Origin of the sequence: Oricola indica (assembly GCF_019966595.1) — a bacterium.
Classification (GTDB): domain Bacteria; phylum Pseudomonadota; class Alphaproteobacteria; order Rhizobiales; family Rhizobiaceae; genus Oricola; species Oricola indica.
Genome location: NZ_JAINFJ010000001.1, coordinates 255160 through 269056, shown reverse-complemented (window position 1 = coordinate 269056; position 13897 = coordinate 255160). Strand labels below are relative to the sequence as shown.

Sequence of the window (13897 nt, the reverse complement as noted above, 5' to 3'; positions counted from 1 at the left end):
CAGGAGGACGCGACATGGCAGACCTTTCGACGAATTTCCTCGGTATCAAGTCGCCGAACCCGTTCTGGCTGGCCTCCGCGCCGCCGACCGACAAGCAGTATAATGTCGAGCGTGCCTTCGAGGCGGGCTGGGGCGGCGTCGTGTGGAAGACGCTGGGCGAGGCGGGACCGCCGGTGGTCAATGTCAACGGACCGCGCTATGGCGCGATCTGGGGCGCCGACCGCCGCCTGCTCGGGCTCAACAATATCGAGCTGATCACCGACCGCGACCTCGAGATCAATCTCGAGGAGATCAAGGCGACCAAGAAGAACTGGCCCGACCGGGCGGTCGTCGTCTCGCTGATGGTGCCTTGCGAAGAAGAACCGTGGAAGAAGATCCTCGGCCGCGTCGCTGAGACGGGCGCCGACGGGGTGGAGCTGAATTTCGGCTGTCCGCACGGCATGAGCGAGCGGGGCATGGGCGCGGCTGTTGGCCAGGTGCCGGAATATATCCAGATGGTCGCCGAATGGTGCAAGCAGCACACGGACATGCCGGTGATCGTGAAGCTGACGCCGAACATCACCGACATCCGCCGTCCCGCGGAAGCGGCCATGCGCGGTGGTGCCGATGCTGTCAGTCTGATCAACACAATCAACTCGATCACCGCGGTCGATCTCGACAGCTTCGCGCCCGAGCCTACCATCGACGGCAAGGGGTCGCATGGCGGCTATTGCGGGCCTGCGGTCAAGCCGATCGCCCTGTCCATGGTATCCGAGATTGCGCGTAATCCGGAGACGCATGGACTTCCGATTTCCGGCATCGGTGGCGTGACGACATGGCGCGACGCCGCCGAATTCATCGCGCTCGGCTGCGGCACCGTCCAGGTCTGCACCGCGGCGATGACATATGGATTCAAGGTCGTGCAGGAAATGATTGCAGGCCTTGAGAATTACATGGATGAGAAGGGCTTCGAGACGATCGAGGATTTCCGTGGCAAGGCGGTCCCGAACGTCACTGATTGGCAGTATCTCAACCTGAACTACGTCACCAAGGCGAAAATTGACCAGGAGGCCTGCATCAAGTGCGGCCGCTGCCACATCGCCTGCGAGGACACGTCGCACCAGGCGATCACCAACATGGTGGACGGCAAGCGCCACTTCGAGGTGATCGAAGAGGAGTGTGTCGGCTGCAACCTGTGCGTCAATGTCTGTCCGGTCGAGGGCTGCATCTCCATGGAGCCGATTTCCGGCGTCGATCCGCGCACCAAGAAGCCGGTCGATCCGGACTACGCCAACTGGACGACGCACCCGAACAACCCGGCCGTCTGGGCGAAGGAAGCTGCGGAATAGCGACGCCACGTCGGGCACAGGATTTCCGGCCCGGCCTTGACGGGCCGGCCGGAAACGTCCCAATTTCGCTGCATGGCTTACAAACTCTACTACTGGCCCGGATTGCCGGGGCGAGGGGAATTCGTCCGTCTCGCATTGGAATATGCCGGCGCCGATTATGAGGATCACGGCGGCTTCGGCGAGGATCGGGACATCGCGACCCCGTCCTTCGCGCCGCCCTATTTGCGCGACGGCGATCTCGTTATCGGCCAGGCGGCGCTGATCCTGCATCACCTCGGACCGAAACTGGGGCTTGCACCGCAGGACGAGGCCGAAAGGCTGTGGCTTCACCAGATACAGCTGACCATCATGGATTTCGTCAACGAGGTTCACGACACGCATCACCCGGTCGGTTCGGGTCTCTATTACGAGGACCAGAAGCCGGAGGCGCTGCGCCGCGCCGAGCATTTTCGGACGGAGCGCATACCGAAATTCCTCGGCTGGTTCGAAACCGTGGTCCGGCGCAATCCGCACGGGCAGGATCACATGGTCGGCGACGCCGTCACCTATGCGGACCTGTCGCTCTTCCACGTCTTCGCCGGGCTGGATTACGCCTTCCCGAAGGCCATGGCTCGGCATATCGGCGACTACCCGCATATCGCCGCTATCGCGAAGGCGGTCGGGCAAATGCCCGAACTGTCCGGCTATCTGGCGAGCGACCGCCGTCAGGCCTTCAATGAGACGGGCATTTTCCGGCATTATCCGGAGCTGGACGATCCCGACGACGTCTAACGCGGCTTGATGCCGTGAAGAATGATCGAGAGCACGGCCTGGGCGGCCTGTTCGTGGAAGCCGGGCTTGCCCGCCTGTGTGCCGATGACGGCCCTGATCTGGACGTCGAAATCCGCGTAATGCTGGGTCGTTGCCCAGATGGTGAAGATCAGGTGATAGGGGTCGATCGGCGCGAGCTTGCCTTCGCCGACCCATTTGCGGATCACCTTCGCCTTTTCGTCGACCAATGCCTTCAGCGACGTCGTGAGGAAGTCGCTGATCACAGGTGCGCCGTGAATGACCTCGTTGGCGAACAGTTTGGAGGCGTTGGGATTGCTCTCCGACATCTTCAGCTTGGCTGTGATGTAACGCCGCAGTTCTTCCACTGGATCACCGTTCGGATCGAGTTCGGCGAACGGGGTCAGCCATTCGGACAGCGTCTGTTCGAGAACCTGCTGGTAGATCGCCCGCTTGCTCTTGAAATAGTAGAGCAGGTTGGGCTTCGACATGCCCGCCTTGCCGGCGATCTCGTCGATCGTCGCGCCCCGGAAACCGGATTTGGCGAACACATCGAGCGCGGCGTCGAGAATGGCCTTTCGATTGGCTTCCTGGATACGCGAAAGCGGCTTGGCTTCCTTGGCGGTGCCTGATTTCTTGGGAGACAAGGGCGCCTTCTTTTCTTTCCGTGACGCGGGCGTTCCGTGCGATGGTAATGCCACTTGACCGGCTGTGAAAGCTCTTTTAGCGTCCGATTTGACCAAACGGTCAAGCAATGTGCGAAACTTTCTGATTTTGGTCAAGTTTTCCGTCGGATCGCATAGCGCGACGGAAGAAAAACGGGAAATCGGAACCAGCGGCAAGGTGGTGCAGTGATGTCGGAAAGAAATGTAGCGCCGAACAATCTTGAAGCGTTCTGGATGCCGTTCACGGCGAACCGGCAGTTCAAGTCGAACCCGCGCATGCTGGTTGGCGCGCAGGACATGCACTACACGACGTCTGACGGCCGCAAGGTGCTGGATGGGACGGCGGGGCTGTGGTGCTGCAATGCCGGTCACGGCCGGCCGAAGATCGTCGAGGCGATCCAGAAGCAGGCCGCCGAGCTCGACTATGCGCCCGCCTTCCAGATGGGCCATCCCAAGGCCTTCGAACTGGCCGCGCGGCTGGCCGCCAAACTGCCGAAGCCGCTCGACCATGTCTTCTTCACCAATTCCGGCTCCGAAAGCGTCGACACCGCGCTGAAGATCGCGCTCGCCTATCAGCGCCAGATCGGCCAGGGCACGCGCACGCGCCTGATCGGCCGGGAGCGGGGCTATCACGGCGTCGGGTTCGGCGGCATCTCGGTCGGCGGCATCGTCGCCAACCGGCGCACATTCGGCACCATGCTGACCGGCGTCGATCATATCCGCCACACCCATGACATCGCGCGCAACGCCTTCACCCGGGGCGAGCCGGAACATGGCGCGGAATTCGCCGACGACCTGATCTCCGTGATCAACCTGCACGACCCGTCGACCATCGCGGCCGTGATCGTCGAGCCGGTCGCCGGCTCCACCGGCGTTCTGATCCCGCCGAAAGGCTATCTCAGGAAGCTGCGCGAGATCTGCGACAAGCACGGCATCCTCCTGATCTTCGACGAGGTCATCACCGGCTTCGGGCGTCTCGGCACGCCGTTCGCGACCGACTATTTCGATGTCGTGCCGGACCTGATCACGACGGCCAAGGGGATCACCAGCGGTGTCGTGCCGATGGGCGCGGTGTTCTGTTCCTCCGACATCTACAACGCCTTCATGACCGGGCCGGAGAACATGATCGAACTGTTCCACGGCTACACCTATTCGGCGCATCCGCTGGCCTGCGCGGCGGCGCTGGGCACGCTCGACACCTATGAAGAGGAAGGGCTTCTGACGCGCGCGGCCGATCTCGCCTCCTATTGGGAGGACGCGGTGCATTCGCTGAAGGACTGCCCGCATGTCATCGATATCCGCAATCTCGGCCTGATCGGCGCCGTCGAGCTCGAACCGATCGCCGGCCAGCCGACCAAGCGCGCCTTCTCCGCCTTCCTGGAGGCCTATGAGCGCGGCATCATGATCCGCACGACCGGCGACATCATCGCCATGTCGCCGCCGCTGATCATCAGCGAGGCGCAGATCGACGAACTCATCGGCACGCTCCGCGATGTCCTGAAGGCGATCGACTGAAGAGAGCGGGGGGAGAAGCCGATGGAGATCATCAGCAACGCAATAAACGGTAGCCTGGTTCGTTCGGCATCGACGCGAACGCAGCCTGTGTTCAATCCGGCGACGGGCGAGGAGAGCGCGGTTCTGCCGCTTTCGACCGTATCCGAGCTGGACGAGGCGGTGGCGGCCGCGAAAGCCGCACTGCCGGCATGGCGGGACACGCCGCCGCTCAAGCGCGCGCGCTACATGTTCAAGTTCAAGGAACTGCTCGACGCCCATGCCGACGACATCGCCCGCGCGATCTCGAAGGAACATGGCAAGACCCATCCCGACGCGCTCGGCGAAGTGGCGCGCGGCATCGAGGTCGTCGAGTTCGCCTGCGGCATTCCGCATCTGCTGAAGGGCGAGTTTTCCCGCAATGTCGGCCCGGCGATCGACTCCTATGCAGATCGGCAGCCGCTCGGCGTCGTTGCGGGCATCACGCCGTTCAACTTTCCCGCAATGGTGCCGATGTGGATGTATCCCGTCGCGGTCGCCTGCGGGAACACCTTCATCCTCAAGCCGTCCGAGCGCGATCCGTCCGCGCCGATGCTGGTCTACGATCTTTTCAAGCAGGCCGGCTTCCCGGATGGCGTGCTGAATGTCGTCCATGGCGACAAGGAAGTGGTCGACGCGATCCTCGATCATCCGGATATCAAGGCGGTGTCTTTCGTCGGTTCCACGCCGATTGCCGAATATGTCTATTCCCGTGGCACGTCGGCTGGAAAACGCGTGCAGGCACTGGGTGGAGCCAAGAACCACATGGTCGTGCTGCCGGACGCCGATATCGAAAAGGCGGCCGATGCGCTGATGGGCGCCGGCTATGGGTCCGCCGGCGAGCGCTGCATGGCGATCTCGGTTGCGGTTCCGGTGGGTGAGGAAACCGCCGACAAGCTGGTCGCCGCGCTGAAGCCTCGTGTCGAGGCGCTGAAAATCGGCCCCTCGACAGATCCGGGTGCAGAGATGGGTCCGCTGGTGACGAAGCAGGCGCAGCAGCGGGTGCTCGGTTATATCGACGCCGGCGTCGAGGAAGGCGCGGACCTTGTCGTCGACGGCCGGGGTTTCTCGCTGCAAGGCTACGAGGACGGTTATTTCGTCGGCGGCACACTGTTCGACCGTGTCACCACCGACATGCGCATTTACAGGGAAGAAATCTTCGGTCCCGTTCTCTCCGTCGTCAGGACGAATTCCTACGAGGATGCGGTCGAGATGATCGACAAGCATGAATACGGCAACGGCACGGCGATCTTCACGCGCAACGGAGATGCGGCGCGCGATTTCGCGGACCGGATCGAGGTCGGTATGGTCGGCGTCAATGTACCGATCCCGGTGCCGGTGGCCTATCATTCCTTCGGCGGCTGGAAGCGTTCTTTGTTCGGCGACCACTCGATCTACGGATCGGAGGGCGTGCGGTTCTACACGCGGCTGAAAACGGTCACCACGCGCTGGCCGGACGATATCCACGAGGGGGCGATCTTCACGTTCCCCTCCATGAAGTAAGCGAGACAGAAGGGACGTAATACCATGGCGGCACCGGGCGAAAATCTCAGGATCAACGGGGACCGGCTGTGGGACTCGCTGATGGAAATGGCGAAGATCGGCCCCGGCGTCGCCGGCGGCAACAACCGCCAGACGGTGACCGACGAGGACGGCGAGGGCCGCAAGCTTTTCCAGAAGTGGTGCGAGGATGCCGGTTGCACCATGGGCGTCGACACCATGGGCAACATGTTCATGACGCGCGAAGGGACCGATCCCGATGCGCTGCCCGTCTATGTCGGCAGTCACCTCGACACGCAGCCGACCGGCGGCAAATATGACGGCGTTCTTGGTGTGCTCGCCGGGCTCGAAATCGTGCGCACGCTGAACGATCTCGGCATAAAGACCAAGCATCCGATCATCGTCACCAACTGGACGAATGAGGAAGGTACGCGCTTCGCGCCGGCCATGCTCGCGTCGGGCGTTTTCGCCGGCATCCACGAGCAGGACTGGGCCTATGACCGCGAGGACGCCAAGGGCAAGAAGTTTGGCGACGAGCTGGAACGCATCGGCTGGAAGGGCGACGAAGAGGTCGGTTCGCGCAAGGACAAGATGAAGGCCTTCTTCGAATTGCATATCGAGCAGGGGCCGATCCTCGAGGCCGAAGGGAAGGATATTGGCGTCGTGACGCACGGTCAGGGTCTGTCCTGGACGCAGGTGACCATCACCGGCAAGGATGCGCATACCGGATCGACGCCGATGCCGATGCGCAAGAATGCGGGTCTCGGCATGGCGAAGGTGCTGCAACTCGTCGATGAGATCGCCTGGAGCCACGCGCCGCATGCGGTCGGCGCGGCGGGCCATATCGACGTCTATCCGAACTCGCGCAACGTTATCCCGGGCAAGGTCGTCTTCACCGTCGACTTCCGCTCGCCGGACCTTGCCGTCATCACCGACATGGAAGAGCGGCTGAAGATCGGCGCGAAGGAAATCTGCGACGAGATGGGGCTCGGCATCGAGTTCGAGAAGGTCGGTGGTTTCGACCCAGTGGAGTTCGACGCGGATTGCGTGAAAGCCGTGCGGGACGCGGCCGACCGGCTCGGCTATTCGCATCGCGACATCATCTCCGGCGCGGGCCACGACGCCTGCTGGATCAACCGCGTTGCGCCGACCTCAATGGTCATGTGCCCCTGCGTGGACGGGTTGAGCCATAACGAGGCCGAAGACATCTCGCTGGAATGGGCGCGGGCAGGGGCCGACGTGCTGTTCCACGCGGTCGTCGAGACGGCGGAGATCGTGGAGTGATTTGTTGACGGACATGAACGTCGTATCACCTGGTGACGCCGACGAGCGGCAATTGCGCGTCGATTTGGCGGCTGCCTTGCGGTTGGCGGCGCGCAACGACTGGCATGAGGGTGTCGCCAACCACTTTTCAGCCGCAGTGTCGGCCGACGGAAAGAAGTTTCTCGTCAACCGGCGCTGGAAGCATTTCTCGATGGCGAAGGCGTCGGAGCTTCTGCTGGTCGATGCCGACGATCCGGAGACGATGAACCGGCCGGACGCGCCCGATCCATCGGCATGGTCGATCCATTCGGCCATTCACCGAAACCTTCCGCATGCCCGTGTGGCGCTGCACCTGCATCCGCCCTACGCCACGACGCTGGCGACGTTGAAAGACCCGACGATTTACCCGATCGACCAGGTGACGGCACGGTTTTACAAGCGCATCGCCTATGATCTTAATTTCGGAGGTATCGCCACCGAGCAGGCTGAAGGCGAACGGATCGCCACGACGATCGGCAACCATCGTCAGGTGATGATGGGCAATCACGGCGTGACGACTGTCGCGCCCACTGTCGCTGAGGCATTCGATGCCATGTATCATCTGGAAAGGGCCGCACGGCAACTCGTTCTGGCCTATCAGACCGGCCGCGAACTGGCGATCATGTCCGACGAGATCGCAGAGGCGACCGCTGCCGAATGGGAAGTCTACAAGGACGCCGAATTCGCCCATTTCGACGAAATGAAACACATCCTCGACCGCGAGGGGGCCGATTATGCAGATTGAGACCGTCGGCAAGACCACGGTGTGCGCCGCAGCGGCGCTGGCTGCGGCTACGGTCCCCGCCGGCGCGGCGGACCTCTACTGCCGGCAGTCGCACACCCTCATCTGGTCCAGGTCCGGTCCCGTCCTGATCGAACAGGACGGGCAGGAGTTCTGGCTGTCCACGGAAAACGGTCGGTGGGCAGAACGCACGATCGGCTCGCGCGCGGGTATCGGCGATGGCGGCATTCTCGATATTCGAAGCGACGGAAGCGGATACCGGGCGAACTGGGTGGGCGTCAGTGCCGGGCCAGCCGAGGCGCTGACACTCGACCTGGAGGGCGAACCCGTCGCCTATCTTTGGAGCCGTCGGGACGAGACGGCCCTGATCGGGACATGTGTCGATACGGCGGGACGTGAATTTTTCGATGGCGTTGAAATCGAACGGGAAGGGGAATGATAGTGTGAGCGCAACCAGAGCTCACATTCCAATGCCCGCCCGACAAATGGTGCAGACAAGCTAAACTGAAGAACCGGAGGCCCGAATGCCCACCATCATCAAGAACGGAACCGTCGTCACCGCCGACCTGACCTACAAGGCCGATGTGAAGATCGAGGACGGCGTCATCATCGAGATCGGGCCGAACCTGTCCGGCGGCGACGAACTGGACGCGACCGGGTGCTATGTCATGCCGGGCGGCGTCGATCCGCATGTGCATCTCGAAATGCCCTTTATGGGCACCTATTCCTCCGACGATTTCGACAGCGGTACGCGCGCGGCGCTGGCCGGCGGCACGACCATGGTGGTCGATTTCTGCCTGCCGAACCCGGAGCAATCGCTGCTCGACGCGATCCAGCGCTGGGACAACAAGTCGACCCAGGCGAATTGCGACTATTCCTTCCACATGGCGATCACCTGGTGGGGCGAGCAGGTCTTCAACGAGATGGAGACCGTGGTGAAGGAAAAGGGCATCAACACCTTCAAGCACTTCCTCGCCTACAAGGGCGCGCTGATGGTCAATGACGACGAGCTCTACGCCTCCTTCCAGCGCTGTGCCGAACTCGGCGCGATGCCGCTGGTCCACGCGGAGAACGGCGATGTCGTTGCGCAGATGCAGGCGAAGCTCATGGCCGAGGGCAATAACGGGCCGGAGGGCCATGCCTATTCGCGACCGCCGGAAGTGGAAGGCGAGGCGACCAACCGCGCCATCATGATCGCCGACATGGCCGGCGTGCCGCTCTATGTCGTGCACACCTCATGCGAGCAGTCGCACGAGGCGATCCGCCGGGCGCGCCAGAAGGGCATGCGTGTCTATGGCGAGCCGCTGATCCAGCACCTGACGCTCGACGAGAGCGAATATTTCAACAAGGACTGGGATCATTCGGCGCGCCGGGTGATGAGCCCGCCTTTCCGCAACAAGATGCATCAGGATTCGCTGTGGGCCGGCCTGCAATCCGGGTCGCTGCAGGTTGTCGCCACCGACCATTGCGCGTTCACGACCGAGCAGAAGCGCTACGGTGTGGGTGACTTCACCAAGATCCCCAACGGCACCGGCGGTCTCGAGGATCGTATCCCGATGCTGTGGACCTATGGCGTCAGCACCGGCCGGCTGACGCCGAACGAGTTCGTCGCGGTGACATCGACGAATATCGCCAAGATCCTGAACATGTATCCGAAGAAGGGCGCGATCCTTGTCGGCGCGGACGCGGATATCCTTGTGCTCGATCCGGAGAAGGAAAAGACGATCAGCGCCAAGAGCCAAGTGTCGGCCATCGATTACAACGTGTTCGAGGGCAAGCATGTGAAGGGGCTTCCGCGCTACGTGCTGTCGCGTGGCAAGGTGGTCGTCGACGATGGCAAGCTGCAGGCGGAGCCCGGCCACGGCAAGTTCGTCAAGCGCGAGCCCTATCAGGCGGTCAACAAGGCGCTGTCGACCTGGAAGGAACTGGTCGCCCCGCGTCCGGTCGAACGGACCGGCATACCGGCGAGCGGAGTGTAATTTGTCGAGACCAACCGGGGTAATCTGTCAGTGAATTCCGAGAGCAAGAACCGCGTGCCTGTCATTTCGGCGAAGTCGGTCGACCTGACCTTCCAGACCGGCGACGGTCCGGTGCACGCCCTTTCGGATATCAATCTCGACATCTTCAAGGGTGAGTTCGTGTCCTTCATCGGGCCGTCCGGCTGCGGCAAGACGACCTTCCTGCGGACCATTGCGGCGCTGGAGGAGCCGACGGGCGGCTCGATCATGGTCAACGGTATGACGCCCGACGAGGCGCGCAAGGCGCGCGCCTATGGCTACGTGTTCCAGGCGGCGGGGCTTTATCCGTGGCGCACCATCGCCGGCAACGTCAAGCTGCCGCTGGAGATCATGGGCTATCCGAAGGCCGAGCAGGATTCCCGCGTCGAGAAGGTGCTGGAAATGGTCGATCTGTCCGGTTTCGGCCAGAAATATCCTTGGCAACTGTCGGGCGGGATGCAGCAGCGCGCCTCGATTGCCCGCGCGCTGTCCTTCGACGCGGACATCCTGTTGATGGACGAGCCGTTCGGTGCGCTGGACGAGATCGTCCGCGATCACCTGAACGAACAGCTTCTGGAACTGTGGGCGCGCACGGAAAAGACGATCGGCTTCGTGACGCACTCGATCCCGGAGGCGGTGTTCCTGTCGACGCGGATCGTGGTGATGAGCCCGCGGCCCGGGCGCATCCACGATGTCATCGACTGCGATCTCGGGCCGGACCGGCCGCTTGATATTCGCGAAACGCCCGAATTTCTCGCCATCGCCCATCGCGTACGCGAGGGATTGCGGGCGGGGCACAGCTATGAGGATGTTTGATTGGGAGCCACACAGCGGCTTTCCCGCAGAACGCGGGTACGGCACGGGCAGGGGGTTACGACAGTGATCATAGCGCCTGAAGGCGGCATATCCTCAGCGATCGTCGCGACGCTGGTCCTCGCTTTCTGGACCTTCGGCGGCTTGTTCGCGGCCCTGATGCTTATGGTCGAGCTCGACAATGGAAATACGGGCGCCTTTTTCATGGTGTGGCTTACTGCATGGGTCGCGGCAGAGGCCTTTGGCGTCATCTTCATCCTGTGGAAGCTGTTCGGCCGCATCGTCATCCGCGTCTCTCCGAAGGAGGTCGCGGTTTCGCACAAGATTCTCGGGCTGATAGGCCCGACGCAGCGTATGCCTGCGGAGACGACAACGGGCATGTTCTGGGTGCCAGACGACCCCATGGTGACGAGAAAGGTCAACGGCCGGCGCATCCCGCAAACGGCGCTGAAGATTCACGCCACGCCCTATCCAGTAATTGTTGCGCGCGGGATATCGCGCGAGGACGCGGAGGCGGTCATCGCGGCTTGCAGTCCGCGCATGCCGCGCTGGGGGAGGGCTGCCGCATGAATCGCGTGGTCCCGATCCTCACTGTCGTCCTCGCCATCTTCGCGATCTGGTATGTGGCCTCCTTCACGATGAACCGTGCCTGGGTGATGGACCAAGCGGCCCGCGCCGGCGAGACGCCCAGCCTGTCCGAACAGATCGCCGGGACGATGAACCAGTCGCGACCGGTCGTTCCCGCGCCGCACCAGGTCGCCGTCGAGCTCTATGACGGCATCTTCGACAAGGCGGTCACATCGAAGCGCAGCCTCGTCTATCACGGTTTCATCACGCTACAGGCGACGCTCTGGGGTTTTGCGCTCGGGATCATCGGAGGCGTGGCGCTGGCGATTCTGATCGTCCTCAGCCGCACCGCCGATCTGACACTGATGCCATGGGCGATCATTTCACAAACCATACCCGTCGTCGCGCTGGCGCCGATGATCGTGATCCTGACCAACGCATTGGGCGCGGAGAGCCTTATGGTGCCGAAGGCGATTATCGCCGGCTACCTGTCCTTCTTCCCGGTGCTGGTCTCGATGGTGAAGGGACTGACCAGCCCGGATGCGATGCAACTCGACCTGCTGCGCACCTATGGCGCGACGAAGAACCAGGTGTTCTGGAAGCTGCGCCTTCCGGCCTCGATGCCGTTCTTCTTCGCGTCGCTGAAAATCGCGGTGGCGGCCAGCCTCGTCGGGGCCATCGTCGGCGAATTGCCGACCGGCGCGATTTCCGGGCTCGGCGCGCGCATGCTGATCGGCTCGCAATTCGGCAATCCGATGATCATGTGGTCGGCGCTGTTCGCGGCAGCCATCCTCGCCGCGATGCTGATCTGGGTCGTCGGCGGCATCGAACGGGTCGCGTCGCGGGCGATGGGAGGGCAGAGCGCATGATCATCGACCGCGCGCTTCGCGTCTTCTATCCGCTCGGCTTTGGCATCCTCGTTCTCATTCTCTGGGAGATCTCGGTCCACGCCTTTAACATTCCGCCGGCCATCCTGCCGGCGCCGACCGATATCGGCGAGGCGATGGCCAACTCGACCGGCACGCTTTTCGCGGACTGGCTGCAGACCGTCGTGAAGGGCGCATTGACCGGAATGATCATGGGCGCGCTCGCCGGCGTTGCCGCGGCGATCGCCATCGACCGGTCCGACTTTCTCAAAAAGGGATTGCTTCCGGTCGCCAATTTCGTCGCCGCGCTGCCGATCGTCGGTGTCGCGCCGATCATGGTCATGTGGTTCGGTTTCGACTGGCATTCGAAGGCGGCGGTGGTCGTGGTGATGGTGTTCTTCCCGATGCTGGTCAACACGCTGGCCGGATTGCAGGCGACCGACCGGATGCAGCGGGACCTGATGCGCACCTACAGCGCCAGTCACGGGCAGACGCTGGCGAAGCTGAGGCTTCCCGCCGCACTGCCGTTCATCTTCAACGGACTGAAGATCTGTTCCACTCTTGCCCTGATCGGCGCGATCGTTGCCGAATATTTCGGTTCGCCGACACAGGGCATGGGTTTTCGAATCTCCACCGAGGTGGGGCGGCTCGGGATCGATATGGTCTGGGCTGAAATCGCCGTGGCGGCTGTGTCCGGCACGGTGCTCTATGGCATCGTGGCACTGATCGAACGGCGAATGACCTTCTGGCATCCGTCGCAGCGCACGGGTCGGTAACTTCAGGCGAAAACAAGGAGAGTGTTGTTATGAGATTCATGAAGACAATTGCCGCAACCGCGGCGTCGCTGGCGCTGGTTACGGCGGCGCAGGCGGCGGACGAGGTGACGCTGCAGCTCAAATGGGTCACCCAGGCCCAGTTCGCAGGCTACTATGTCGCCAAGGACAAGGGTTTCTACGAAGAGGAAGACCTCGACGTGACGATCAAGCCGGGCGGTCCGGACATCGCGCCCGAGCAGGTGATCGCCGGCGGTGGCGCGGATGTGATCACCACCTGGATGGCGGCGGGGCTGGCTGCGCGCGAGCGCGGTATTCCGCTGGTGAACATCGCCCAGCCCTTCAAGTCGGGCGGCCTGCAGCTGACCTGCCTCAAGGAAACCGGCATCGAAAGCCCCGAGGACTTTCCGGGCCATACGCTCGGTGTCTGGTTCTTCGGCAACGAGTATCCGTTCTACGCCTGGATGGCGAAGCTCGGCATTCCGACCGAAGGCGGCGATGACGGCGTCGAAGTGCTCAAGCAGGCCTTCAATGTCGATCCGCTTCTGCAGAAGCAGGCTGACTGCATCAGCGTCATGACCTACAACGAGTACGGCCAGGTTCTCGATGCCGGCATTTCGGAGGATGACCTTGTCACCTTCAACTATCTCGATGAAGGCATCGGCATGCTCGAGGACGGTCTTTACGTGCTCGAGGACAATCTCGACGATCCGGAATTCGTCGACAAGATGACCCGTTTCGTCCGGGCCTCGATGAAGGGCTGGAAATACGCGGAGCAAAACCCGGAAGAAGCCGCTGAAATCGTCGTCGAAAACGACGAGACCGGCGCGCAGACCCTTGAGCATCAGGTCTACATGATGGGCGAAATCGCCAAGCTGACGGCCGGCACCGATGGTGCGCTCGATCCGGCGGATTACCAGCAGACGGTGGATACCCTGTTGTCGGCTGTTTCGCCGGACAACCCGGCGATCACCAAGGAGCCCGACGACGGCGCCTGGACGCACGCGATCACAGACGAAGCGCTGTAAGAAGCGCCGACACGGAAC

General features: G+C 62.6%; 14 protein-coding genes. 13 read left to right on the top strand and 1 reads right to left on the bottom strand.

From position 1 onward, the window contains the following. The first annotated feature begins 14 nt into the window (after nucleotides 1–14). Together preA and LC343_RS01300 are read left to right on the top strand one after the other, a co-directional pair. The gene (preA, locus tag LC343_RS01305; RefSeq protein WP_223475280.1) at nucleotides 15–1328 is read left to right on the top strand and encodes an NAD-dependent dihydropyrimidine dehydrogenase subunit PreA; all 1314 of its coding nucleotides are present in this window, start codon (nucleotides 15–17) and stop codon (nucleotides 1326–1328) included. A 72-nt stretch (nucleotides 1329–1400) separates the two neighbouring features. Then, nucleotides 1401–2099: a glutathione S-transferase gene (locus LC343_RS01300; protein WP_223475279.1), complete on the top strand. Its 699-nt coding sequence runs from the start codon at nucleotides 1401–1403 to the stop codon at nucleotides 2097–2099. Here LC343_RS01300 and LC343_RS01295 read toward each other — a convergent pair. After that, a complete protein-coding gene (locus tag LC343_RS01295; RefSeq protein WP_223475278.1) occupies nucleotides 2096–2743 on the bottom strand; it encodes a TetR family transcriptional regulator C-terminal domain-containing protein in 648 nt (215 codons plus the stop codon). The two genes, LC343_RS01300 and LC343_RS01295, sit on opposite strands and share 4 nt — an antisense overlap. 207 nt (nucleotides 2744–2950) lie before the next feature. On the opposite strand from LC343_RS01295, the gene aptA reads away from it, so the two are divergent. The 11 genes from aptA (at nucleotide 2951) to LC343_RS01240 (ending at nucleotide 13879) form a co-directional block, all read left to right on the top strand. Further along, nucleotides 2951–4276, top strand: a complete 1326-nt coding sequence (gene aptA, locus LC343_RS01290; RefSeq protein WP_223475277.1) for an omega-aminotransferase AptA — start codon at nucleotides 2951–2953, stop codon at nucleotides 4274–4276. Nucleotides 4277–4297: 21 nt separating this feature from the next. Next, nucleotides 4298–5794, top strand: coding sequence for a CoA-acylating methylmalonate-semialdehyde dehydrogenase (locus LC343_RS01285; protein ID WP_223475276.1), 1497 nt, complete (start codon nucleotides 4298–4300; stop codon nucleotides 5792–5794). A 24-nt stretch (nucleotides 5795–5818) separates the two neighbouring features. Then, nucleotides 5819–7075: a Zn-dependent hydrolase gene (locus tag LC343_RS01280; RefSeq protein ID WP_223475275.1), complete on the top strand. Its 1257-nt coding sequence runs from the start codon at nucleotides 5819–5821 to the stop codon at nucleotides 7073–7075. 13 nt (nucleotides 7076–7088) lie between these two features. Beyond that, on the top strand, nucleotides 7089–7838 hold the full coding sequence (locus tag LC343_RS01275) for a class II aldolase/adducin family protein (RefSeq protein ID WP_223476088.1): 750 nt from the start codon (nucleotides 7089–7091) through the stop codon (nucleotides 7836–7838). Further along, entirely contained in the window at nucleotides 7828–8274 is a 447-nt protein-coding gene (locus LC343_RS01270; RefSeq protein ID WP_223475274.1) for a hypothetical protein, read from the top strand. The genes LC343_RS01275 and LC343_RS01270 overlap by 11 nt, the downstream gene beginning before the upstream one ends. Before the next feature lie 85 nt (nucleotides 8275–8359). Continuing rightward, nucleotides 8360–9814, top strand: coding sequence for a dihydropyrimidinase (gene hydA, locus LC343_RS01265; protein WP_223475273.1), 1455 nt, complete (start codon nucleotides 8360–8362; stop codon nucleotides 9812–9814). Between the two features lie 30 nt (nucleotides 9815–9844). Beyond that, on the top strand, nucleotides 9845–10648 hold the full coding sequence (locus LC343_RS01260; protein ID WP_223475272.1) for an ABC transporter ATP-binding protein: 804 nt from the start codon (nucleotides 9845–9847) through the stop codon (nucleotides 10646–10648). 63 nt (nucleotides 10649–10711) lie between these two features. After that, entirely contained in the window at nucleotides 10712–11215 is a 504-nt protein-coding gene (locus LC343_RS01255; RefSeq protein ID WP_223475271.1) for a hypothetical protein, read from the top strand. Beyond that, complete coding sequence (locus LC343_RS01250; RefSeq protein ID WP_223475270.1) at nucleotides 11212–12081, top strand: ABC transporter permease; 870 nt, start codon at nucleotides 11212–11214, stop codon at nucleotides 12079–12081. The genes LC343_RS01255 and LC343_RS01250 overlap by 4 nt, the downstream gene beginning before the upstream one ends. Next, a complete protein-coding gene (locus LC343_RS01245) occupies nucleotides 12078–12854 on the top strand; it encodes an ABC transporter permease (RefSeq protein ID WP_223475269.1) in 777 nt (258 codons plus the stop codon). The genes LC343_RS01250 and LC343_RS01245 overlap by 4 nt, the downstream gene beginning before the upstream one ends. Nucleotides 12855–12883: 29 nt before the next feature. Beyond that, on the top strand, nucleotides 12884–13879 hold the full coding sequence (locus LC343_RS01240) for an ABC transporter substrate-binding protein (RefSeq protein ID WP_425417978.1): 996 nt from the start codon (nucleotides 12884–12886) through the stop codon (nucleotides 13877–13879). Nucleotides 13880–13897 lie beyond the last annotated feature (18 nt).

Bases quoted from the DNA above. Each gene is read 5' to 3' on its own strand.
- aptA (WP_223475277.1), top strand. From the start codon at position 2,951: ATGTCGGAAAGAAATGTAGCGCCGAACAATCTTGAAGCGTTCTGGATG.
- LC343_RS01280 (WP_223475275.1), top strand. From the start codon at position 5,819: ATGGCGGCACCGGGCGAAAATCTCAGGATCAACGGGGACCGGCTGTGG.
- LC343_RS01285 (WP_223475276.1), top strand. From the start codon at position 4,298: ATGGAGATCATCAGCAACGCAATAAACGGTAGCCTGGTTCGTTCGGCA.
- LC343_RS01300 (WP_223475279.1), top strand. From the start codon at position 1,401: ATGGCTTACAAACTCTACTACTGGCCCGGATTGCCGGGGCGAGGGGAA.
- LC343_RS01250 (WP_223475270.1), top strand. From the start codon at position 11,212: ATGAATCGCGTGGTCCCGATCCTCACTGTCGTCCTCGCCATCTTCGCG.
- preA (WP_223475280.1), top strand. From the start codon at position 15: ATGGCAGACCTTTCGACGAATTTCCTCGGTATCAAGTCGCCGAACCCG.
- LC343_RS01275 (WP_223476088.1), top strand. From the start codon at position 7,089: ATGAACGTCGTATCACCTGGTGACGCCGACGAGCGGCAATTGCGCGTC.
- hydA (WP_223475273.1), top strand. From the start codon at position 8,360: ATGCCCACCATCATCAAGAACGGAACCGTCGTCACCGCCGACCTGACC.
- LC343_RS01270 (WP_223475274.1), top strand. From the start codon at position 7,828: ATGCAGATTGAGACCGTCGGCAAGACCACGGTGTGCGCCGCAGCGGCG.
- LC343_RS01240 (WP_425417978.1), top strand. From the start codon at position 12,884: ATGAGATTCATGAAGACAATTGCCGCAACCGCGGCGTCGCTGGCGCTG.
- LC343_RS01245 (WP_223475269.1), top strand. From the start codon at position 12,078: ATGATCATCGACCGCGCGCTTCGCGTCTTCTATCCGCTCGGCTTTGGC.